This window comes from Flavobacterium sp. EDS, assembly GCF_020991525.1.
GTDB lineage: Bacteria > Bacteroidota > Bacteroidia > Flavobacteriales > Flavobacteriaceae > Flavobacterium.
Window position 1 is genome coordinate 1 of the sequence record NZ_JAJMOZ010000005.1, and the last position, 23,485, is coordinate 23,485.

The 23,485-nt window shown below is 31.5% G+C and carries 17 protein-coding genes and 1 other RNA gene; 8 read left to right on the plus strand and 10 right to left on the minus strand.

Translation table 11 applies throughout. The features are described from left to right. Nucleotides 1–155: 155 nt before the first annotated feature. Entirely contained in the window at nt 156–1,724 is a 1,569-nt protein-coding gene (locus LPB87_RS08970; RefSeq protein WP_230727680.1) for a RagB/SusD family nutrient uptake outer membrane protein, read from the minus strand. A 10-nt stretch (nt 1,725–1,734) separates the two neighbouring features. Then, nucleotides 1,735–4,767, minus strand: coding sequence for a SusC/RagA family TonB-linked outer membrane protein (locus LPB87_RS08975; RefSeq protein ID WP_129539093.1), 3,033 nt, complete (start codon nt 4,765–4,767; stop codon nt 1,735–1,737). 497 nt (nt 4,768–5,264) lie between these two features. On the opposite strand from LPB87_RS08975, the gene LPB87_RS08980 reads away from it, so the two are divergent. The 3 genes from LPB87_RS08980 (at nt 5,265) to LPB87_RS08990 (ending at nt 8,386) form a co-directional block, all read left to right on the plus strand. Further along, nucleotides 5,265–6,077, plus strand: coding sequence for a histidine kinase (locus tag LPB87_RS08980; protein WP_230727681.1), 813 nt, complete (start codon nt 5,265–5,267; stop codon nt 6,075–6,077). Next, nucleotides 6,067–6,768: a LytTR family DNA-binding domain-containing protein gene (locus LPB87_RS08985; protein ID WP_129539095.1), complete on the plus strand. Its 702-nt coding sequence runs from the start codon at nt 6,067–6,069 to the stop codon at nt 6,766–6,768. The genes LPB87_RS08980 and LPB87_RS08985 overlap by 11 nt, the downstream gene beginning before the upstream one ends. Nucleotides 6,769–6,946: 178 nt before the next feature. After that, nucleotides 6,947–8,386 (plus strand): MFS transporter, encoded by a 1,440-nt coding sequence (locus LPB87_RS08990; protein WP_129539096.1) that lies wholly within the window; start codon nt 6,947–6,949, stop codon nt 8,384–8,386. Nucleotides 8,387–8,511: 125 nt separating this feature from the next. Here the strand turns inward: LPB87_RS08990 and LPB87_RS08995 are convergent, their stop codons facing one another. The 4 genes from LPB87_RS08995 to ffs form a co-directional block, all read right to left on the minus strand. Continuing rightward, entirely contained in the window at nt 8,512–9,027 is a 516-nt protein-coding gene (locus tag LPB87_RS08995) for a DUF6624 domain-containing protein (RefSeq protein WP_230727682.1), read from the minus strand. A gap of 354 nt (nt 9,028–9,381) precedes the next feature. Continuing rightward, nucleotides 9,382–10,038, minus strand: a complete 657-nt coding sequence (gene fsa / locus LPB87_RS09000; RefSeq protein WP_035620438.1) for a fructose-6-phosphate aldolase — start codon at nt 10,036–10,038, stop codon at nt 9,382–9,384. Between the two features lie 159 nt (nt 10,039–10,197). Further along, entirely contained in the window at nt 10,198–11,001 is an 804-nt protein-coding gene (locus tag LPB87_RS09005; protein ID WP_230727683.1) for an SDR family oxidoreductase, read from the minus strand. A 188-nt stretch (nt 11,002–11,189) separates the two neighbouring features. Continuing rightward, nucleotides 11,190–11,287: signal recognition particle sRNA small type (ffs, locus tag LPB87_RS09010), an RNA gene on the minus strand. A gap of 88 nt (nt 11,288–11,375) precedes the next feature. Between ffs and LPB87_RS09015 the strand changes: the two genes are divergently transcribed. Both LPB87_RS09015 and hutI read left to right on the plus strand, forming a co-directional pair. After that, nucleotides 11,376–12,431 carry a glutaminyl-peptide cyclotransferase gene (locus tag LPB87_RS09015; protein ID WP_230727684.1) on the plus strand — a complete coding sequence of 352 codons (1,056 nt, stop codon included), beginning with the start codon at nt 11,376–11,378 and terminating at the stop codon, nt 12,429–12,431. 13 nt (nt 12,432–12,444) lie between these two features. Beyond that, complete coding sequence (gene hutI / locus LPB87_RS09020) at nt 12,445–13,683, plus strand: imidazolonepropionase (protein WP_230727685.1); 1,239 nt, start codon at nt 12,445–12,447, stop codon at nt 13,681–13,683. A 616-nt stretch (nt 13,684–14,299) separates the two neighbouring features. Here hutI and LPB87_RS09025 read toward each other — a convergent pair. Next, a complete protein-coding gene (locus LPB87_RS09025; RefSeq protein WP_230727686.1) occupies nt 14,300–15,178 on the minus strand; it encodes a hypothetical protein in 879 nt (292 codons plus the stop codon). 96 nt (nt 15,179–15,274) lie between these two features. Between LPB87_RS09025 and LPB87_RS09030 the strand changes: the two genes are divergently transcribed. Continuing rightward, nucleotides 15,275–16,312, plus strand: coding sequence for a formimidoylglutamase (locus tag LPB87_RS09030; protein WP_230727687.1), 1,038 nt, complete (start codon nt 15,275–15,277; stop codon nt 16,310–16,312). A gap of 111 nt (nt 16,313–16,423) precedes the next feature. After that, nucleotides 16,424–17,677 (plus strand): DEAD/DEAH box helicase, encoded by a 1,254-nt coding sequence (locus tag LPB87_RS09035; RefSeq protein WP_230727688.1) that lies wholly within the window; start codon nt 16,424–16,426, stop codon nt 17,675–17,677. On the opposite strand, the gene LPB87_RS09040 is transcribed toward LPB87_RS09035, so the two are convergent. The 3 genes from LPB87_RS09040 to aroC form a co-directional block, all read right to left on the minus strand. Next, nucleotides 17,674–19,878 carry a response regulator gene (locus tag LPB87_RS09040; protein ID WP_230727689.1) on the minus strand — a complete coding sequence of 735 codons (2,205 nt, stop codon included), beginning with the start codon at nt 19,876–19,878 and terminating at the stop codon, nt 17,674–17,676. The genes LPB87_RS09035 and LPB87_RS09040 overlap by 4 nt on opposite strands. Nucleotides 19,879–20,026: 148 nt before the next feature. Further along, nucleotides 20,027–21,322 (minus strand): dicarboxylate/amino acid:cation symporter, encoded by a 1,296-nt coding sequence (locus LPB87_RS09045; RefSeq protein WP_129539104.1) that lies wholly within the window; start codon nt 21,320–21,322, stop codon nt 20,027–20,029. Between the two features lie 54 nt (nt 21,323–21,376). Next, on the minus strand, nt 21,377–22,435 hold the full coding sequence (gene aroC / locus LPB87_RS09050) for a chorismate synthase (RefSeq protein WP_129539105.1): 1,059 nt from the start codon (nt 22,433–22,435) through the stop codon (nt 21,377–21,379). A gap of 189 nt (nt 22,436–22,624) precedes the next feature. On the opposite strand from aroC, the gene LPB87_RS09055 reads away from it, so the two are divergent. Beyond that, a complete protein-coding gene (locus LPB87_RS09055; protein ID WP_129539106.1) occupies nt 22,625–23,449 on the plus strand; it encodes a UDP-2,3-diacylglucosamine diphosphatase in 825 nt (274 codons plus the stop codon). Nucleotides 23,450–23,485: the final 36 nt, after the last annotated feature.

The window sequence follows — 23,485 nt, forward strand, 5'->3', positions numbered from 1 at the left end:
ACTTTTATAGCTAATGTCTGGTTTAATTTCTATAGCACTTCTCATTTTTTATTTATTATAATATTTATTATAAAGACATGCGCGTTTAAAAGAGGCATAAGTAATTTACATTACTTATGCCACTTACATTCTTTCTTAAAAATTTGTTTTTTTTATTAGAAATTAGGACCTGTAGTATCCCACCAAAGTCTAGTTGCTCCGTTATCTGGACCACCAAGTGCCGCAACTCCAGATGCAACACCTTTAGGATTGGTTGCAGCTTCTGCTTGAGAAAAAGGTAATCTTCGAACTCCTAACTCAGTGCTAATTAAACCACCACTTCTGTTATTTGTAATTCTGAATAATTTAGGATATCCAGTTCTTCTAAATTCAGACCAAGCTTCTTGCCCATCAGGATAAGTAGCAATCCATTTTTGAGTGATAATTTTTTCAAGATTAATTTCTTTAGAAGCTCCCCAAGCAACTGTAACTTTACTTACTGCAACTGCATTATTTGCAGGATTAAGTGGATCTACATAATCTTTAGCAACTTTAACATTGTCTGTAATGTAAGTTGCAGCACCTTCAGCTCCATTTTGCTCAAAAGAAGCTTTTATACCAGACTCATATAAATCTTTTGCATTACCATTCATATTCCATCCTCTCAAGGCACCCTCGGCTCTTAAGAAATATACTTCAGCAGTTGACATCCAAGTAACTTCACCTGTTCTGGTTCTTGGACCAGTTTGTGAAAATTTAGCATATGTAGATGGAGTTGGATAAAGAATCCCCGTTCTAACTCCTTTATATTCTCCAGGAGAAACCTTAGATGTTTCCCAATATTTAGCTATACGTGGATCTCCGTATCCTCCTAAGATAGACTCCATATCTGCACCCATAAACAAACCTCCCCAAGCATGACTCATTTGTTCTATCACATTAAGATCTAATGGAGATTTAATTTTCATTACATCCTTATTCGTCGTAAAAACACCAGTGGCATGATTAATTGCTTTTTCTGCTTCTGCCTTACCTAAGATTGGATCTACCTTAGAAATACGCATCGCTAATCTTAAACGCAATGAATTAGCATATTTAACCCATTGAGAATAACTCCCTCCACATGAAGACAAATCTGTCTGAGTAAACTTTGAAACCTCATTAGCATTAGCTCTTGTTGTCAACTCTTTTACTGCAAAATCTAAATCCTTAAACATTTGTTTATAGATATCTTGCTGAGAATCATAAATTGCTGCACCATCACCTCCAAATTTAGAATAAACAGCAGGACCATACATGTCTGTTATTCTTTGCATAGTAGCAACTTTCACAATAAGTGACCAAGCATAAAACTGATCGTATTTTCCTTTTGCTCTTTGTTCTACTTTATAAAGATTTGCAATAATGCTTACATAAGCATCATCCCATGCATATGAATTCCATGAATCTCTCAAAGAATAACTATGATTATTATTGCCATCAAAATCATTTGGAGTAGTCATATATCCAGACCATCCATCTGCTTCTAAACTTTGTTGTAACTGATATTGCCATGTAATATCAGAAATATATAGCCTAGTAAATGCAGGTTTAATTAACCCTTTTATATTATTAAAGTTTTGTTCTAAATCCACTGTAGTTGCACCTACTGGATTTTGATTTAATTCCTCAAAATTATCTGTACAACTAACAGCTGCAAGTAAAGAGAAACATATTGCTGACTTTTTTATTAAATTTAATGTCATGATTGTAAGATTAGAAAGTTAAGTTTAAATTAAGACCAATACTTCTTGTTGATGGCATTCCAAGAACATCAACACCTTGTAAACCTTCTCCTGTACTTAAAGCTACATTTGGATCAAAAGGGGCATCTTTGTAAATAAAGAACAAGTTTCTTGCTATTAATGATATACTAGCCGATTGAACAAATGGTAATGTTTTTTTGTTAAAAGTATATCCAACAGATATTTCTCTTACACTTACATTTGTAGCGTTATAAACATATTCTCCACTTACTCCATTTCTACCTGCAGTATTTGTATAATAAGCAAAAGCATCCATTGAAGTTACAGGAGTTCCATCACTAGCTCTTACACCATTAATTTGCTTTCCTCCAGCATTTCTAGCATCTCCTGAAGCTTTTGAAACACCATTAAAATCATTCATTGCTTCGGTTAAACTTAGAACATCACCTCCAAAACGTCCATCAAGTAAGATATTAGCTGTAAATGAACCAAACTTAAATGTATTTGACCAACTTAACATAAAGTCAGGATTTGCATTACCTACTTCTTCCCAACTTGTTCTTTGAATTGTTCCATCATTATTAATCAATATTCTACCTTGAGCATCTTTTTTGAAATTAACTCCTTCAATTACTCCAAAAGGTCTTCCTTGAATTAATGAGTATCTATAAGAATTTGATCCTGGATCAGTAAGTACAATTCTTCCATTATTCGTTTCAGAAGGAATATCATTCACTTTACTCTTATTTTGTGAATAATTAATTCTAGTATCCCAACCAAATTTAGCACCTCTAATAATATCAGCATATAAAACAACCTCAAAACCTTTGTTTGAAATACTACCAGCATTAATTGCATAGTTTGCAAAACCATCAGGATTAGTAGGATCTGCTGGAACTTGAAGAAATTGATTTTTAGTATCCGAATTGTAGTAAGAAAGTTCAAATCCTAATCTGTTATTAAACATTCTCCACTCTGTACCAAGCTCAAGCTCAGATTTCAATTCATTTCTTAGAGATGTTCCTCGTTTAGGCCCTACAGTAGGGTTTAAAGGAATACCTGCGATAACATTAGATGTAGGACTAGTCATAGTAGAGGCAATATCATTACCAACTTTTGCATAAGTAGCACGAACTTTAGCAAAATTAACGAAGTCAGGCATTGTTGACATTTCACTAATAATACCTGTTAAACCAACTGAAGGATAAAAATAATCAGGATTATCAGTATTTACCAAAGTAGAAGACCAGTCGTTTCTTCCTGCAAGATCTAAAAACAAATAATCTTTGTAACTAAAAGTTGTAGCAGCAAATACTGATTGAACTTCTCTTTCAGCTCCTGATTGAAAATTTCCGTTGTTATTAATAAAGTTTCCAAGAGTAAAGATATTATCATTTGCAAGTCCTCCACCAATTCCTGAATCAAGAGTAATACCACGAGATTTAGAATTATTAATACTTGCTCCAAATGTTCCATTAAAACTAAAATCGTCGTTGATTTTTGTATTAATTAAAGCAATAAAATCAGCATAATTTTGCATACCAACTGTAGTAACATCAATATATCTTCCTGTAGGATGAACTAAAGAAACAGCTGAACCAGCATGCATTCCTTTTACAAAATTACTTTCGTTTCTGTTGTAGCTATATCTTGAAGTTAAACGAAACCAATCATAAACCTTATAATCTAAAGCAATCGATCCATTAAAAAAATTGTTAGTATCTACAGACTTTTGCTTATTAATTTGCCAATACGGATTTTCGTTATTTTCATTAATTACAGCAAAACCTGGGTAATTTTGCGTCATCATATTTGTAACTGGATTAAAAACTTCATAATTCTTTAAATCATTTAAAGAAAAAGCTCTTGGATGACCATAAACTCCTGTAATTGGATTAAAATATATCCCATTTACTGGTCTGTTATCAATTTTTTGAGACACATAATTTGCTGTAACAGCAACATTCAATCTATCGTTAAAAAATTTGCTTGTTTGACGAATTCCAAAGTTGTTTTTCTTCAAACCATTACCTGGCATTATTCCTGAACCAGTAGTATTAGCATAAGTTAAAGAAGTAGAATTACCTTCGGTTGCTTTTGAAAAAGACATTGAAGTAATTTGTGTATTTCCTGTTTCAAAAAAATCTTTTATATCTCCTTCTACTTTTTGCTTTGCTCCCCAAGTTCTTGGATCTCCTACATTAGAAGTGTAATCAGATTGAAATTTAGGCAAATAAGCAACACTTTCAAAAGTACTTACTGAGTTAACATTAAAAGTTTCAGAACCTTCTTTTACCTTTTTTGAAGATAACAATATTACTCCATTTGCACCTTGACTACCATATAATACAGAAGCTGCAGCACCTTTTAAAACTGTCATTCCTTCATAATCATCAGGATTTATCAAAGACACAACATCTCCACCATCTCTGTTACCTCCTGCTAAATCTCCAAAAGTACCATTTGGTTGCACCCCACTTGAGTTAAATAATGGAATACCATCAATAACATATAAAGGTTGATTATTTACAAAAGAAGAATTTCCTCTAATTACTACCTTAGTAGTACCTCCAGTACCAGAAGAACTTTTAGTAACAGCAACACCAGCAATTTTACCAGCAACCGTATTAATAAGATTCGCATCTTTTACTCGAGTTAACTCTTCTCCTTTAAGCTCTTGAGCTGAATATGATAAAGCTTTTTTTGCTTTTTTGATACCTAGTGAAGTTACAACAACTTCATTTAATATATTCGAAGCTGCTGATTTTAATTTAACATTAATTGTAGTCGCATCTCCAACTACAATATTTTGTGTTTCTAAACCTACATAGGTAAAAACCAATGTTTGTCCTTTTTGAGCTTCAATAGAGAACACACCGTCAAAATCGGTAACAGCTCCTCTTTGCCCTCCTTGAACTGCAACAGAAGCCCCTGGCAACGGCATTCCATCAGAATCTGTAATCACACCTTTGATATTTTTTACCTGAGCAAGTGAAACTTGCGCCGTAAAAACAATCATAAAGATTAAGAAAATTTTTTTCATGTTTATTTATTTTTGTTAGTTATGGTGTAAATTTATTCTTAAGGGATTGTTAAAAAAAATAAATTATACCAACAGCAACAAACTTTAAACGAACGACACAAAATAATCAATAATACGCTATACGAAAACGTTTTCATACCGAAAATATGACGTATTTTATATTTTTTTTAAAGTTTTACTCAAAAAATAGTTGGTTTTACTAACTAATTGTTTAAAGTTGCAGAAATATTCTTAGCCATCAAAAACCTACTAAATAAGTGAATACTATTAATAAAATGAAATTTGATATTAAACTACAAAATCACCTATGGTTTTGGAGTGTTTACTTTTTGTTAAATTTTTTAAGATGGGGAGCCTACTTTAATGACTACCCTTATTCATTTAAATCAAATCTCATTGAGTTTTCATTACATATACCTTTAGTATATTTTAATCTATTTGTTTTAGTACCACGTTATGTGTTAAAATCAAAATATATAAAATATACATTTAGCTTAATGCTGAGCTTGTTCGCTATTTATTTAATAAAAACTGCTCTTACCTATTATATAATATCACAAGATATTTGGCCAGAAGCAAATCGAGAATACAAACCTTTTGAAATAAATCATATCGTTGCAGTATGCATTGGTGAATTATACGTAGTTGCGATGGCATCTTCTGTCTATCTAACACTTACTTGGTTGAGAGAAAGAGAAAGAAATCGATCATTGAGAGAAAATCAATTTAAAATAAAATTAAAATATCTAGAAAACCAGATACAACCTCATTTTTTCTTTAATACTCTAAATAACTTATACGCATTATCACTAGAATCATCAGATAAAGTGCCAGATGTAATTATCAAACTTTCAAAATTAATGGAATATGTTTTATATGACATAAAAGGAACCAAATCTGTTAAATTAATTCAAGAAATAGATTACATCCATAATTACGTTGAAATAGAAAAACTCCGATTTGAAAATGTTGAACTTAGTATCAATTTAGAATCAGATATAGACGAAGTAGAGGTTCCTCCATTGATATTCATCTCATTAATAGAAAACGCTTTTAAACATGGAGGGCTTAATAATCCTAATTTAAAAATAAAAGTAAATTGCAAAATCATTGATAACAAAACTCTGGATTTTGAAGTAATAAATAATTTTGTACATTCACAAAATCTTAAGACAAAAAAAGGGATTGGCTTAGCTAACACGCAAAAGAGACTAAAACTAATCTATAAAAACTGTTACAATTTAGAATACAAAACTAAATTCAATTATTACATAATTCGCTTGCAAATACCTATTAATAATGAAGATTAAATGCGTATTGATTGACGATGAACCATTAGCAATCAAAGTTCTACAAAACTATTTTACAAACTTTACCGATTTTGAAATTACCGGTACATTTGTTAACGCACTTGAAGCACTAGATTTTATAAACAATAATAGTGTCGATGCTGTATTCTTGGATATTAATATGCCAATGATGACCGGCTTTGAACTCATTAGTTTAATAGAAAATAAAACTAAAGTTATCATAACTACAGCTTTTAGGGAGTTTGCAGCAGAAAGTTATGACCTTGAAGTACTAGATTATTTAGTAAAACCTATTCCGTTACCTCGATTTATAAAATGCATCAATAAAATCACAACCGAATACAATTTAAAGAATAACATTAAAGTTGAAAATCATCGTGTTGAACCACATCTTTTTATCAAAGTAGATAAAAAAATGATAAAGATAAATATTGATGAAATTTTATTTGTAGAAGGAATGAAAGAATACATTAAGGTTATAACTCTTGATAAAACTTATATCACACACAAGTCATTAACCGCATTGTCGGATGAGTTACCTGCTGATAGATTCATGCGCATTCACAAATCATATCTAATTGCTGTCAATAAAGTAAAATCTATTGAAGGAAATCGCATACAAATTCAATCTTTCACTTTGCCAATAGGTAGGAATTATAGCAAAGATGTAAAGAGCAAAATATTAGAATAAACCACTCACAATCATCTGTTTTACGTATTCAAAAAATAACACTTTGTTGAATAATTCATGCCGTTGGTATAAATTTAACATTATTTGTCCCGTTTTATTTTTTTTTCATCGAGTTAACAAATATATTTACGCTCGTCAAAAAACAAATAAAAACAAATAAAATTAACCTTATCACATTATGAGTTCAGAAAATGTACAAACAAAATGGGGACAATTTATTCCTCTAGTGGTCGTATTCTTCTTCTGGGGATTCGTTGCAGCTAGTAATGATATATTAATCCCAGTATTTAAAACAGCCTTTAATTTATCACAAGGAGAGAGTCAGTTAGTATCATTGGCATTTTACATAGCTTATACTGTTGGATCTTTAATATACATGGGTATTTCTTACTTAATTAAAGAAGATTTAGTTAACAAAATTGGTTACAAAAACGGTTTATCATTAGGTTTAGTAATATCAGCTTTAGGAACTTTATTATTTTATCCAGCCGCAAATACAGGATCTTTTCCATTAATGCTATCAGGTTTATTCATTGTAGCATTAGGATTCTCATTACAACAAACAGTTGCAAACCCACTAGCAATCGCTTTAGGTCCTATTTCAACAGGTTCACAGCGTTTAACTCTAGCAGGAGGTATCAACAATCTTGGAACAACAATTGGTCCGTTAATCGTGAGCTTTGCCATCTTTGGATCAAGTGTTGACAAAACAACAACTTTAAGTATCGAAAGTGTAAAAATTCCTTATTTAATCCTAGGATTTGCTTTCTTATTGGTAGCTATATTATTAAAATTCTCATCTCTTCCAGACAGACCTGCTTTAGTACAAGAAGATGCCGCAATCGAAGGCTCAATTGCAAAAAAATCAGCTTTACAATACCCACAATTAGTAATGGGGATGGTTGCAATCTTTTTGTATGTAGGAGTTGAAGTATCTACAGCGAGTAACTTACCAGCTTATATGGAAACCAAATTAGGTTTTTTAACGCACGAAGTAGCACCATATATCTCATTATACTGGGCGAGTTTAATGATTGGTCGTTGGACAGGTGCTGTTGAAGCATTCACAAATGACCTTAGCTTACAAAAAATATTACGTTTCTTAGCTCCATATTTAGCATTTGGTGTATTCTTAGGAGTAAATGCAATCGCTAAACACGATTTAACACCATTCTATATCTACGGATTAATCATTTTAGTACTTATTGCTGCTGATATCGCAAGTAAAGGAAATCCAGCTAGAATGTTACTTATATTTTCTACACTAGGAATAATTGCTCTTGCAATTGGTATGTCTACTCACGGTATGGTCAGCGTTTACGCAATTACTAGTGTTGGTCTTTTCTGTAGTACATTATGGCCTTGTATCTTTACATTAGCTGTAAGCGGACTAGGAAAAAACACCAGCCAAGGAAGTAGCTTCCTAATCATGATGATCATGGGTGGTGGAGTTATCAGCTGGTTACAAGGTTACGTTTCTGAAAGTATCGGAATCCAAGCTAGTTACATCATTGGTGTTTTATGTTTTGCTTACCTTGCATTTTACGCTTGGAAAGTAAGCGGAATACTAAAAAAACAAGGAATAAATTTCGACAAAAAATTATCAGGTGGTCACTAATAAACACCAATAAAAATAGAGAAAGTCCCATTGCAAAATGGGACTTTTTTTTTTACTTAAACCTTTATCTAATTTGTCAATGCTTAAAATAAAACAACTCCTTTTAATAAATACTTGTTTAATTATTACTTCAGAAAAGAAGATAGATATTCTTCTATAGGCTCTAAATCCATACCTTTTCTTAATCTATTTAATTTTTCAGGTTCTTTTAATGAATATGGAACAGGAAAACCTGTATCCCAAACAACCTGAGTACCATAAAGTTGTTTCTGTTTTTTATTTTTTGCTACTCTGTCATATAAATAAGCATAATTCCTACGACTGACATCTTTACTTTTTAATTTTTTTCTCATTGATTTCAAAACCTGTTGTTGGAAAACAATATCATGATCCGAATGCTGAACGATTACCCAAAAACTAAGAGCCACTTCTTTACCGTTTTCTTTTATTCCAGGAAATTGTTTATTCTTAAAATATTCTTTTATTATTTTAGTATTCTCTTGAAAAACTATTTCCGCAACTTTATTTATTGAATCAAAATACTTTTTATCACCTAATCTTTTTAAGTCATATTGCTGAATTTCTTGATCATTTTTATATCGTTTAACCAAATCTAGTTTTTCATTTTGAGTATATGGCACTGATGTTTTACAAGAAATACATAATCCTATAAATAAAAATAAACATACGTAAATTGCTTTTTTATCATTTGTTGTTTTTTTAATGGTTCTTTATCGACATAATAAGTTTCTTTTTCTTGGAAAACTTAAGATTTAACTTAAGCCATAAATTACCAAGATATAGTTTTTAGACATATATAAGAGTTCAATTTATACTTTTATAAAATTATACTTCATTAAAAAAAGAGCTCATTTTTTTTGGTAACCCCAAAAAAAATCAAATCAATCATTTTCATCCTATATCAGATACTAAAAAGCATAAAAAAACCGCCAAGTTTTTACAAGCAAGACGGTTTAAAATAAATTAAAGGAAAACTATTTATTTCCTTTCTCAAAATCAGCAACAAACTGTGCCAATCCGATATCTGTTAATGGGTGTTTCAATAAACCATAAATTGCAGAAAGAGGTCCAGTCATAACATCAGCACCAATTTTTGCACAATTTACAATATGCATAGTGTGACGTACCGAAGCAGCTAAGATTTCTGTTTCATAACCATAGTTATCATAAATTAATCTAATTTCTTCTATAAGCGCTAAACCATCTGTAGAAACATCATCTAAACGACCAATAAAAGGAGAAACATAAGTAGCTCCAGCCTTAGCTGCCAATAAAGCCTGTCCAGCCGAGAACACCAAAGTTACGTTTGTTTTAATTCCTTTGTCAGAAAAATATTTCGCAGCCATAACTCCTTCTTTCGTCATTGGCAATTTAACCACGATTTGTTCGTGTAATTCAGCCAATTCCTCACCTTCTTTAATCATTCCGTCATAATCCAAAGCATTAACTTCGGCACTAACATCACCTTCAACAAGGTTACAAATGTCAACGTAATGTTTTAAAATATTATTTTTTCCAGTAATTCCTTCTTTAGCCATCAATGATGGGTTAGTAGTAACTCCGTCTAAAACACCTAATGCTTGTGCTTCTTTAATTTGAGCTAAATTAGCTGTGTCAATAAAAAATTTCATATGTATTATATTTAATTGTGTTCCAATATTTGGGCGTGACCCAATTTCCTAAATGCGCCATCTACAAACCGCTTATTAGGCGCCTTTCGTAAATCTGGTCGGGCTATACGCACTACTTCGGTAGTTTACTCTTATCCCTCACGCAATATCACTACAAAATTACAACTTATAATGATTCATTAACATCTTTTCATAAACTTTATCAGGAAGAATGCGCTTCAAAACAATAGAAAATTTCTGCATAAACGCTCCCACTTTATAATGTCCTTTTGGATTTTTGGCTTGCATAATTTTGTAAATCGCTTCAGCCATTTCATTAGGATTTCCACCCGCATCAACATGCTCATCCATCGTTTCAAGCGTACGCCCGTACACCGTTTCGTAAGCAGAACCTTTTATTACAGGAGCATGATAACGACCAGCAGCAATATTAGTAGCAAAATCCCCCGGAGCAACATTGGTAATATTAATACCAAAGGACTTCACTTCCATTCGTAAAGCTTCAGTAATTAGTTCAAGCGCCCCTTTAGAAGCCGAATAAACACTTCTATAAGGCAATCCCATATATCCAGCAATAGAAGTGATATTAATAATCAATCCTGATTTTTGCTCACGCATTTGTGGCAAAACAGCTTTCATAACCTCAATAGGACCAAAAAAATTAGTCTCAAAATTATTTTTGATTTCTTCAGTCGGAATTTCTTCCAAAGGGCCAGTAATCCCGACACCTGCATTATTAATAACAACATCTAAACGCCCCGTAGTTTGAATAATTTTCGCAACAGCCGTCTTAATTGACTCCACATTACGAACATCCAAAGCGACTAAAGGAAAAACAGAATTTAAAACCTTCTCAGGAGTTCTACTCGTTCCATACACCACAAATCCTTTATTATGTAAAAATTCACCAATAGATTTTCCAATTCCCGAAGATCCGCCTGTAATCAGCACTACTTTACTCATATTGTAGATTATATGTTATTGATTAAATATGAAAAGCTATATAACAATAAGTATTTAGCTAATTGAATACCCTTTCAGAGAAAATGATATAACTTAGTAAGGTCCAAAAATAAAAAAATCTCCCCGAAGGAAGACCACATTTAAATTAATTTCAAAAAAAAATCTGAATAAAATTCAGATTAAATAAAAAAAGGCAAGCGACCTACATCGCATCGCTCAACCACTTACCCTTGCTATGTTCCCATCCTGGGGGAGTCTGCAGGAGCAGATCGTGTAGGACTTGCCGGTGCAAATATACAATCTTTTTATATTTTTGCAAGAGCTTTGTGCCTATAAAAATAACATTGTATATTGCCTACTACAAATTTTAGACTATGAAAAAACATAACATCCTATCTTTCATTTTATTAGCAACAACACTAATTGGATGTAAAGAGACAAAAAAAGGTGAAAATTCTATATTTTCTTTTGACGATTCTAATTTTCCAGCACATTTTCTTACAAATCAATCCGTTTCTTTGGGAGTTTTGAACCCAGATTCGAAACAAATCGATAGCATTGCATACTTTGTAAACGATAAAAAAGTGGGATCGGTAAAAGGATTAAATAAAGTAAACTTTGAACTAAAAGATCAAAAACTAGGATATCAAAAACTAAAAGCAGTAGTTTATTTTGGTGGAGAAAACTCAGAAGCAACTTCTAGAATCGAATTAGTTTCAAGCGTACAACCAAAATTACTAAAATATAAAATTGTAAACACCTATCCACACGACGCAAAAGCATTTACTGAAGGTTTAGAATTTTTTAGAGATACCCTTTACGAAAGTACAGGACAAAAAGGAGATTCTTATTTTAGAAAATACGATTACAAAACAGGTAAAGTATACAAAGAGATAACACTAGATAGTAAATATTTTGGGGAAGGAATCACCATCATCAACAATAAACTCTACCAATTATCTTGGCAAGAAAAAACAGGTTTTATATATGACATCAATACATTAAAACTTATAAAAACATTCCCATACGATAAAGATATTGAAGGTTGGGGAATGACAAATGACGGTAAATACATCTATCAAGGAGATGGAACTGAAAAAATTTGGAAAATGGATCCAGATACTCAAAAAATGATTGATTACATCAATGTTTACTCAGGAAGCTCTAAAATTAAAGCCATAAACGAATTAGAATTAATCAACGGAAAATTCTATGTAAATGTATTCCAAAAAGACGCTATCGCTGTTGTAAACCAGACAAGCGGTGCAGTCGAAGGAATTTTAGATATGTCAGCATTACGCAAGCAATTAGCTCCAAGCATAACAATCGATGATGTTCTAAACGGAATTGCATACAACCCAAAAACAAAAACCATTTTTGTAACAGGTAAAAACTGGGATAAAATGTTTGAAATAACTGTTTCTGAATAATACAAAATAAATCATGACAACCCTTATCATCAATATAAAAGAGCTAATACAAGTTCGAGAAACTTCAATTTCTAAAGTTTCTGGTGCCGAAATGGCAATTCTTCCAACCCTAAAAAATGCTTATTTAGTTTTAAAAGACAATCTAATTGCAGACTTTGGTACAATGGAAAATATTCCAGAAATAAAAGCCGATTCTGTTATTGATGCCACAGGAAAAATGATTCTTCCTACCTGGTGTGACAGCCATACTCATATTGTATATGCTGGCAACAGAGAACAAGAATTTGTAGATAGAATAAATGGACTTTCTTATGAAGAAATCGCTAATCGTGGTGGCGGAATTTTAAATTCTGCCAAAAAACTTAACGAAACTTCAGAAGACGAAATATACAGCCAATCCAAAGCTAGACTAGAAGAAGTAATACGATTAGGAACTGGAGCTGTCGAAATAAAATCAGGCTATGGACTTACAGTTGACGGAGAATTAAAAATGTTGAGAGTCATAAAAAAACTTAACGAAAATTATCCTGCAACTATAAAAGCAACTTTTTTAGGAGCACATGCATTCCCTTTAGAATTCAAAGAAAATAAAAAAGGATATATCGATGAGATTATCCACAAAATGTTACCTGAAATAGCCAAAAACAAACTAGCTGATTACGTTGATATATTCTGCGAAACAGGTTATTTCTCTGTTGAAGAAACTGAACAAATCATGGAAGCAGGTATTCAAAATGGATTAACACCAAAAATCCATGTGAATCAATTTAATTCGATTGGTGGCATACAAGCAGGAATCAAATATAAAGCCCTTTCTGTCGATCATCTCGAAATAATGACTCCAGAGGACATTAAGGCATTAAAAGACTCCGAAACGATGCCAGTGGCACTACCATCTTGTTCTTATTTCCTAAGCATTCCATACACACCAGCAAGAGAAATGATAAAAGCTGGATTACCTGTAGCATTAGCCACAGATTACAACCCTGGCTCTACTCCATCAGGTAATATGAATTTTGTTGTTGCAACTGCTTGCATCAAGATGAAGATGACACCCGAAGAAGCCATTAATGCTGCTACAATAAATGGAGCATATGCAATGGGAGTTTCAGATACCCATGGTAGTATAACAATAGGCAAAAAAGCCAATTTAATAATAACAAAACCTATTACCTCATATTATCAACTTCCTTATGCTTTTGCTAGTAATTTAATAGAAAGTGTTTTTATTGAAGGAGAAATTTTTAAATAACAGATACAAAAACCAAGCAAAAGCTCAATTACATTAAAAAACTCTAAAAGAACAACTTAGACTTGCTTTCAAGTAAATAAGACAGTATCTTTACTTTTTAAAAAATAGCTTTTTTCTTATGAACACATTAGGTAACATAATTGATTTATGCAAATTTAGCTTGAAACAAAAAGGTTTCAATACTAGCATATTCATGGTTCCTAATACCAACGTTACAGTTACGTTTCTTAATTCATTTAAATTAAAAATCTTCCCGAATTATTAAGCACCCGCGAGTGTGCTTATTGAATCCTATAAACTTTATTTTTTACATTCCAATCATTCCCAATACTAATTGGATAATGATACTCGCTATATAAAGTTTTATTTATTCCCATAAATTTTAGGATCACGGTTCTTTTTAAACTATTTAAATAATTAAAAAAAAATTAAGATCATGGCTAAGGTAAACAATATGAAAGCATCTACTAAAGATTTAAAGGCGAAGAAACAAGAAAAAGCATTAAAAAAACTAGAAGATAGTCAGAATAAAAAAAGAAAATCTAGATAATAAATTTCAAACAAAAAGGGCAGTAAAATTAGTTTTACTGCCCTTTTTAATATTAAGTACTTTTTATTATCTTAAAGTGAAACTAGATTTAGAAACTAATTCGTCATTATCAAAAATGTTGATAAAATAAGTTCCTTTTTCAAAGTTTTTACCAGGTAAATCTTCAGACACATCAACTGTTTTATTCTCATATTGAACTTTTGTTTGAAAGCTATATACTAAAGATTTATCACCAAATGATTCCGTCTTTTTATCGCCTAAAACATTGTTTTTACTATCAATAACTTGCACATAATAAGTCTTATCTCCAGATTTAGCAATTTGATTTTCAGCAATTGTAAAACTAATTTTCAATACATCAGCTCTACTAGCCTTATCTGTTTCAATTTGTTTTCCTGAACTTCTTAATTTATAAGCAGCCGTTTTGGTATTTAGAATAGATAATTTAGATCCTTTTTCAACTGTTTTAGCTAGTTCTTCATTTTGACCAACTAATACTTCATTGAATTTTTTAGACTCTCCTAAAACTACAATTGTACTATCACGTTGAACAGTTAATACACCATTTTGTTTTTTCAACTCATCGTTTTCAGCTACTAAAACTTTCATTTTACCTTGCATAGCTTGAACCTGAGTTCTAAACTTAGATACATCACCTTTCGTTTTATTCAAATCATCCATTAAACCAACTACTTTGTCTCTTTCTTGAATTAATTCGTCAGACATAGATGTGTTTTCTGCAATTGCAGCATCATAAGTTGCTTTTAACTCTTGTAAATCTTTCATAACAGATTCTTTTTCTGTTAATGTTGTAGTAAGCTCATTTTTAACAACATCAGAATCAGATGTCATCTTAAATATATACACTAAGCTACCTACCAATAAAATTGCTAAAACTGCTATTACTGCCTTTAGACTTGAGTTGTTCTTCTTTTGATTTTCCATATTTTAAATAATTTTTATAAACAAATTTAATAATTAATATAAGCTAATAACGTAAGTTGCTACAAATATATTATTTTTGGGAAATATATTTTTTTTATGGAAAAACTAATCCCTTTTACTATTAACGACTTAGCCAAAGTTACAAATCACAGAAGTGGTGAAATAAAATTTGGCGAAAAAATGCTTATAGTTCCAAAAGGTACTGACGTAATTAATTTTCTTAAAAATTGCGAAGCAAAGTACGTTCTTTTAGGAATTCCAGAAGATATTGGTATACGCGCCAACTACGGAAGACCTGGAGCTGCATCTGCTTGGAATAGTGCCATAAAGAGTATTGCAAACATTCAACACAATCGATTTTGCAAGGGCAATCACATTGTAGTTTTAGGACAAATTGATGTACGCCAAGAAATGAAAGAAGTAGAACATCTTGATTTCAATGACATCGACGACCGATCAAAATTAAGTCAACTTGTAGAGCGAGTTGACAAAGAAGTTTCGCATGTCATATTTAACGTTATCAAAGCAGGAAAAATCCCAATTATTATTGGCGGAGGTCATAATAATGCCTACGGAAACATAAAAGGTGCTGCTCTTGCTCATGGAAAACCGATAAACGCAGTTAATTTTGATGCACATTCTGATTTTAGAATTCTAGAAGGAAGACATAGTGGCAATGGATTTTCATATGCCTACGAAGAAGGATTCCTAAAAAAATATTTCATATTTGGTCTACACGAAAATTATACCTCAAAAAGTGTATTAGATATTATCAAAAAAATAGAAGATCGTGTTCGATACAATACCTATGACAGCCTAAAAATTCGAAAGGAAAAGGACTTCAATGCCGAAATGCAATTTGCTTTAGACTTTGTAAAAACAGATATCTACGGAATCGAGATAGATTTGGATGCAATTCCTAACATTGCAAGTAGCGCCATGACCTTAAGTGGTTTTTCTATTGAAGAATTACGACAGTTTATATCTTATTTTGGACATCATCAAAACGCTGCTTATATTCATATTTGTGAGGGAGCACCTGATTTAGGCGAAGAAAAAAACAATCATTTAATAGGTAAACTAATAGGCTATTTAGTTACAGATTTCATAAAATCTAATTATCAAAAAATCTAATTAATACCCTCATTTACCAAATAAAACCATAATCAAATAAACGATTAACTGAATAAACCTATCTTTGCACAGAAATTTAGTACTTAAAACTAAATTCTTAATACCGAAAATATGTTATTCGAAGACTTATCACTTTCAAAAAGTATACAAAAAGCCGTATTTGAAGAAGGCTACACAAACCCCACTCCTATCCAAGAGCAATCTATTCCGATTGTATTATCAGGAAGAGATTTAATAGGGTGTGCCCAAACAGGTACTGGAAAAACTGCAGCATTTGCTATTCCTATCATACATCAATTACACCGAATTGTAGGTTCATCAAAAAAAGCCAAACAAATTCGTGCACTTATAGTAACACCTACCAGAGAGTTAGCAGTACAAATTGGGCAAAGTTTTGAAACTTATGCTAAATATACCAACTTAACTCAACTTACAATATTTGGTGGAGTATCTCAGAACCCACAAGTAGACACCCTTAAAAAAGGAGTTGATATTTTGGTAGCAACTCCAGGAAGATTACTTGATTTACAAAAACAAGGATTCTTAGATTTAGATCATTTACATGTTTTAGTGTTAGATGAAGCAGATCAAATGCTAGACATGGGATTTATAAATGATGTAAAAAAGATTGTAAAACTTACTCCAAAAAACAGACAAACATTATTGTTCTCGGCTACAATGCCAATTGCAATTCGTGAACTAGCCGAAATGTTCTTAAAAGATCCGGCAAAAGTCGAAGTTTCACCAGTTTCATCTACTGCCGAAAATGTAGAACAACGCGTTTATTTCGTTGAAAAAACAGAAAAAAGAAACCTGCTATATCATTTAATAAAAAATGAAGATTTATCAAATGTTTTAGTTTTCTCAAGAACAAAACATGGAGCTGATAATGTTGTAAAAGCACTTAGAAAAAACAATATCGCTGCCGAAGCAATTCACGGTGATAAATCTCAAAATGCAAGACAGCGTGTACTTGATGCTTTCAAAAATAAAGAAGTTGGCGTTCTTGTAGCTACAGATATTGCTGCACGTGGTATTGACATTGATCAACTGCCGTATGTTATCAACTTTGATTTACCTAATATTCCAGAAACCTATGTACACCGAATCGGTAGAACGGGGCGTGCTGGAAATGGAGGAATTGCAATTTCATTTTGCAGTAAAGATGAACATGGATATTGGAAAGACATACAAAAACTAATAAAAGTTGATGTAAAAACCGTAACTGATCATCCTTACCAATGGCACGCTGGAAGTCCAGAAGCAACTGCAACAGACAAGCCTAAAAACTCAAACCGAAGCGGTGGAGCACATAAATCAAGAAAATCAAATGCATCTAAACAAAACAAAAAACGTTGGTATTAACCAACGTTTTTTGTTTCTACAATGAGGCAATTTATAATCTTGAATAATTTTACAGATTCAAAAGGCTTAATTATAATATCATTTATACCCGCAGAAATTGCTTCATCAGTAATTTCATCTTTATCAAAAGCTGTCAAAGCCACAATAGGTGTTTTTATACCCTTTAAGCGTATTTTACGTGTTGTTTCAAACCCATTCATCATTGGCATATTAATATCCATTAAAACAACGTCAAAATCCTCAATATCCAATATTTCTAAAGCAGCATACCCATCATCAACAACTGTACAGCTATAATTATTCTTTTCAATAATTTTTTTAGTAACAATTTGATTAATCAAATTGTCCTCAACGACTAAGACTTTAAACATTTGATTGCAGGTTAAATCAACTTGAATTTCATTAATTATACTTTTTGTTTTCTCTAAATCATGCTCAAAAACTATTGTAAATGTAAATATCGTACCTTTCCCAATATTACTTTCTAACGAGATAGTACTTCCAAATAATCCTAACAACCGTTTTACAATTGTTAATCCCAGACCTGTTCCTTGATAATCTTCTTCGTTCCTACCAACCTGTACAAACTTCTCAAAAATTTTATCCTGATCAATAACAGCAATTCCCATCCCAGTGTCTTTTATCTGAAACTCAATAAAATTTGCTTTACCAATAACTTCAACCAAATTTGCGATAATATTAACTTCCCCATTTTTAGTAAATTTCAAAGCATTACTCACCAAATTCATCAATACTTGAGAAAATCTCAACTTATCGCCAATTAAATATTCTGGGATATCTGGATCAATAATTACAGTAATCTGATTGTTATTCTTTTGAGATAAAAAAGACAACGAATTCTTTATCATGTTAATCTCATCAGACATGTTAAAAGTCCAACTTTCAAGTACAATTTTATTTTCTTCAATTTTATTAATTTGAAGAATATCATTAACTAAAGATAATAGATACCTAGCAGAGAATTTCAAAGAACTCAAATGCTGACTTCTTGCCAATTCTTTATGTTCTTCTAGTAACATATTAGTTATTCCTACAACACCATATAAAGGTGTTCTTAATTCATGACTGATTGTAGATATAAATTGTGTTTTAAGAACTGAAGCTTCTTCTGCTTGCTCTTTGGCTTTAATAAGTTCTTCATTTGCAAATAACAACTTTGCATTGGACTTTTTTTTAAAAATAACGTTTTTATACAGCGTAACTATCAAAATCAGAAAAATACATGACGTTAAAATAAATAATAAAACTATTATTCTAGATTTCTTTAGACTCTGATCTTGAAGTCTTTTTTCAATTTCTATTTTACCAATCTGTCTTTTGTATTCATCTAATTCTAGATTAAAACCTGCTCTTTCTGCTTTTTTTAATTTTTCTTCATTGTATATTTTTTCATTTATTTCATTGTGCTTAATAATATACTTATACGCGTTTTTATGATCTCCAATTTTATCCAAAAACATAGAATACTCAATATACGAATACAATAAATCAGATTTTTCAGCACCAGTAATTCCGCGTCTAATTGCTTCAATAAAATAACTGTGAGCTTTAGCATTATCTTTAATATGGGAATAATACATTCCGTTAAGCATATTAAACACAACAATTGTTGACTCATTAGATCGCTCCTTATGATGCTCCTTTATATAATCAAAATATGGTTGGGCTAATTTAAATTCGTCAATATCAAAATACGCCCAGGTAATATTTAAATTAATTAAATAAACAAGTGCGGTATCTTTCTCTTTTTTACTGTACTCGAGAGATTTTATATAATACTCTATTCCTTTTTTGTATAGTTTTTTTTCAAAACAATACACATTACCTAAGTTATTATTAATTCTATTTTTTAAAACATTATTAGTTGTTTTATTAGCAAAGGAAAGCGCTTTTTTATAGTAGAATATTGCTTTGTCAAATTCTGAAAACTCATTGTAATTTGTAGCAATAATATTGTATGAGACAGCAATTAAGTTATTATTTTTAGCCATTAATGCTTGTTGCAATGCAACACGTGAAACAATCAATGATTTTTCAAAATCGGATTCTTTTAAATACTTAAGCGCTACATTAGTGGTTTTTAAAATTTCATCCTCAGATGGTAATTCTGTTTTTGCTAATACTGGTTGCCCTAAACAAATCATCCAAAAAAAAACAAAAAGAATACGATTTACAGGCATAAATAGATAAAATTTTATCAAATATACATTTAAAAATAAAAAAAAGGAGTTGTATTCTATAAATAAAATACAACTCCTTAAAATATAATTATAAACAGAGAAGAATATCTCCTCTTGATAAAAATGTCCTTCCTTAAATCTCTTTCAGTTAACTATCAATCTCCTCAGGAGCATCAAAATTAATTTCTTTATCACCTTCCCATTTTCCTACTACCGATGTTGCAAGAGCATTTCCTAATACATTTGTTGCACTACGAAACATATCACAAAAGTGATCAATTGGCAGGATTATAGCAATTCCTTCAATAGGAATATCAAACATTCCACATGTAGCCGCAACAACAACCAAACTAGCCCTTGGCACTCCTGCAATACCTTTACTTGTCAACATTAAAACCAAAAGCATTACCATTTGAGTTCCTATGTCTAAATGTATACCATAGAACTGAGCAATAAAAATACTTGCAAAAGTCATATACATCATACTACCATCAAGATTAAAAGAATAACCCAACGGCAACATAAACGAAACAATTTTATCTTTTACTCCAAATTCCTCTAACTCTTCAGTTAATTTAGGAAAAACAGCTTCACTACTTGTAGTCCCAAAAGCAATTGCAACAGGTCCAGTAATACGTCTTAATAATTCAGTCATTCTCCCTTTTAGAAAAATATAACCTACTAAAATTAAAACAACCCACAAAGAACTAATCCCGATTAAAAATGATCCGAAAAATTTAAAATATGTAATCGCTAATTCTCCAGCATCTCTTACTGCAAATACCCCAGCAATGGCTCCAAAAACTCCAATTGGAGCAAAGTTCATTACGTAGTTTACCATTTTAAGAACAATATGTGAGACTTTGTCTAAAGCATTTATAACAGGTTTCACACTACTTCCTAATGAAGCTGCTGCTAATCCAAAAAATATAGAAAAAACAACAATCTGCAATATTTCATTAGTTGCCATTGCCTCAAAAATACTCTTAGGAACGATATGCTCAACAAAATTTTCAAATGATAAAGTTGTTGTTTTAGCTGTTACTTCAGTCGCCGCAGTCATATCAACATGATCTAATTTTAACCCAACTCCTGGCTGAAGGATATTGATATAAAACAACCCTATTAACAATGATACAAAAGAAGCTGTAAAAAACCATGCTAAAGCTTTTCCTCCAATTCTACCTACTGTTTTTATATCTCCTAATTTAGCAATTCCAACAACTAAAGTTGTAAACACCAAGGGAGAAATTATCATTTGTACTAAACGAATGAAAATAGTAGCTAGCATCTTTATCTTATTACTAAACTCTACTGCTGCTTCATGTGAAATTGTATTATGCAATATAATACCTAATGTAGCACCAAGAAACATTGCGATAAGAATTTGCCCAGTTAGGCCTCTGAAAAAAGATGTTTTTTTGGTTTCTGTTTTATTATTCATCAAGTGTTTTTTTATTAATTAAATATAAGACGCTCTCCTGTCTTACGTATTTCTCTAATATGTTTTGTTTATCAAATGAAAATCTGCAAGAACTATTGCTGCCATAGCCTCAACAATTGGTACAGCTCTAGGAACAACACATGGATCGTGGCGCCCCTTACCGGTCATTGGTGTGATATTTCCTTTATTATCCAATGAGTCTTGAGTTTGCATAATTGTTGCAACAGGTTTAAAAGCTACTCTAAAGTAAATATCCATTCCGTTACTAATTCCTCCCTGAATACCTCCAGATAGATTGGTTTTGGTAGTTCCATCAGTATTATATAAATCATTATGTTGACTTCCTTTCATTTCTGACCCCGAAAAACCACTTCCATATTCAAAACCTTTTACAGCATTAATAGAAAGCATAGCTTTCCCCAATTCTGCATGTAGTTTATCAAAAACAGGTTCACCTAAACCCACAGGTACATTTTGAATCACACATGACACAACACCACCTACAGTATCTCCTTGTTTTCTTATATCTCTAATATATTCTTCCATCGTTGCCGCTTTTACTTCATCAGGGCAACGAACGGGATTACTTTCTATTTTAGAAAAATCCAATTCCTGATATGGCGTATCTAAATGAATTGGTCCTACTGACGAAACATAAGCATTAATCTTAATATTTGGTAACATTTGTTTCGCAATAGCTCCTGCAACTACTCTACTGGCTGTTTCACGAGCAGAGCTACGACCTCCGCCACGGTAATCACGAAAACCATATTTCTTATCATAAACATAATCTGCATGACTAGGTCTATAATTATCTTTTATATGCGAATAATCATCTGATTTCTGATTTGTATTCGGAATAATAAAACCAATTGGAGTACCAGTAGTTTTTCCTTCAAAAACCCCTGATAAAAATTGTACATCATCTGGTTCTTTTCGTTGAGTTACTATTGCCGATTGTCCTGGTTTTCTTCTAGACATTTCAAACTGAATTGCCTCAAGATCTAATGTTATTCCAGAAGGACAACCATCTATAATTCCGCCTAAAGCTTCCCCATGTGATTCTCCAAATGTTGTAATTTTAAATAGTGTTCCGTAGCTATTTCCCGCCATTGTAATTAGTTTTGAGCAAATGTAAGTTTTATGAATTAAATTAAAAAATTTAAAATTGGTATTATTATCTAAAGATTAACTTGCATAATCATCACGATTTCTTAAAGTTGAAGGAAAATTGATAACTTTTTATTAAAAACAAATCAATAGTAGATTCTTTAAATTTGTTAAACATCAAATTGAAAAAAATTGAAAAAAAGAAATGTTGAAGTTGTAGTAATATCAGATGTACACTTAGGAACCTATGGAAGCCATGCCAGAGAACTAAGCAATTATTTATCAAGCATTAAACCAAAAATACTAGTACTAAATGGAGACATAATAGATGCATGGCAATTCCGCAAATCCTACTTCCCAAAGTCTCATTTAAAAGTAATTCAAAAAATTATTGGTTTCGCTTCTAAGGGAACAAAAGTATATTATGTAACTGGAAATCACGACGAAATATTAAGAAAATTCAGCGAAATGACTATGGGTAGTTTTGCTCTAGTTGATAAATTAATTCTTGAATTGGATGATAAAAAAGCTTGGATTTTTCACGGAGATGTATTCGATGCTTCTGTACAGCACTCAAAATGGATTGCAAAACTCGGTGGAATAGGTTATGATTACCTCATTTTAACCAATCGTTTTGTAAACTGGTGCTTATCTAAAATAGACAAGGAACCTTATTCTTTTTCAAAAAAAATCAAAGCCAGTGTAAAAAAAGCTGTCAAACATATTTCTGATTTTGAAACTACTGCAACAGACTTGGCAATAGAAAAAAAATATGATTATGTAATCTGCGGACACATACATGAACCAAAAATCATAAAAAAAGAGAACAAAAATGGATCAACACTTTATCTAAATTCTGGTGACTGGATTGAAAACTTAACAGCATTAGAATACCACAAAAAAAGATGGAAGCTATTTCATTACTCCCAAATGAATTTCCAAGAAGAAGAGAACCTTTTTGAAATGGAAGACAACATAAGTAACCAACTAATTACATCACGTTTTATCCCTAAATAAATTTATCATTATTCATTAATGAAAATGTTTTGAAAA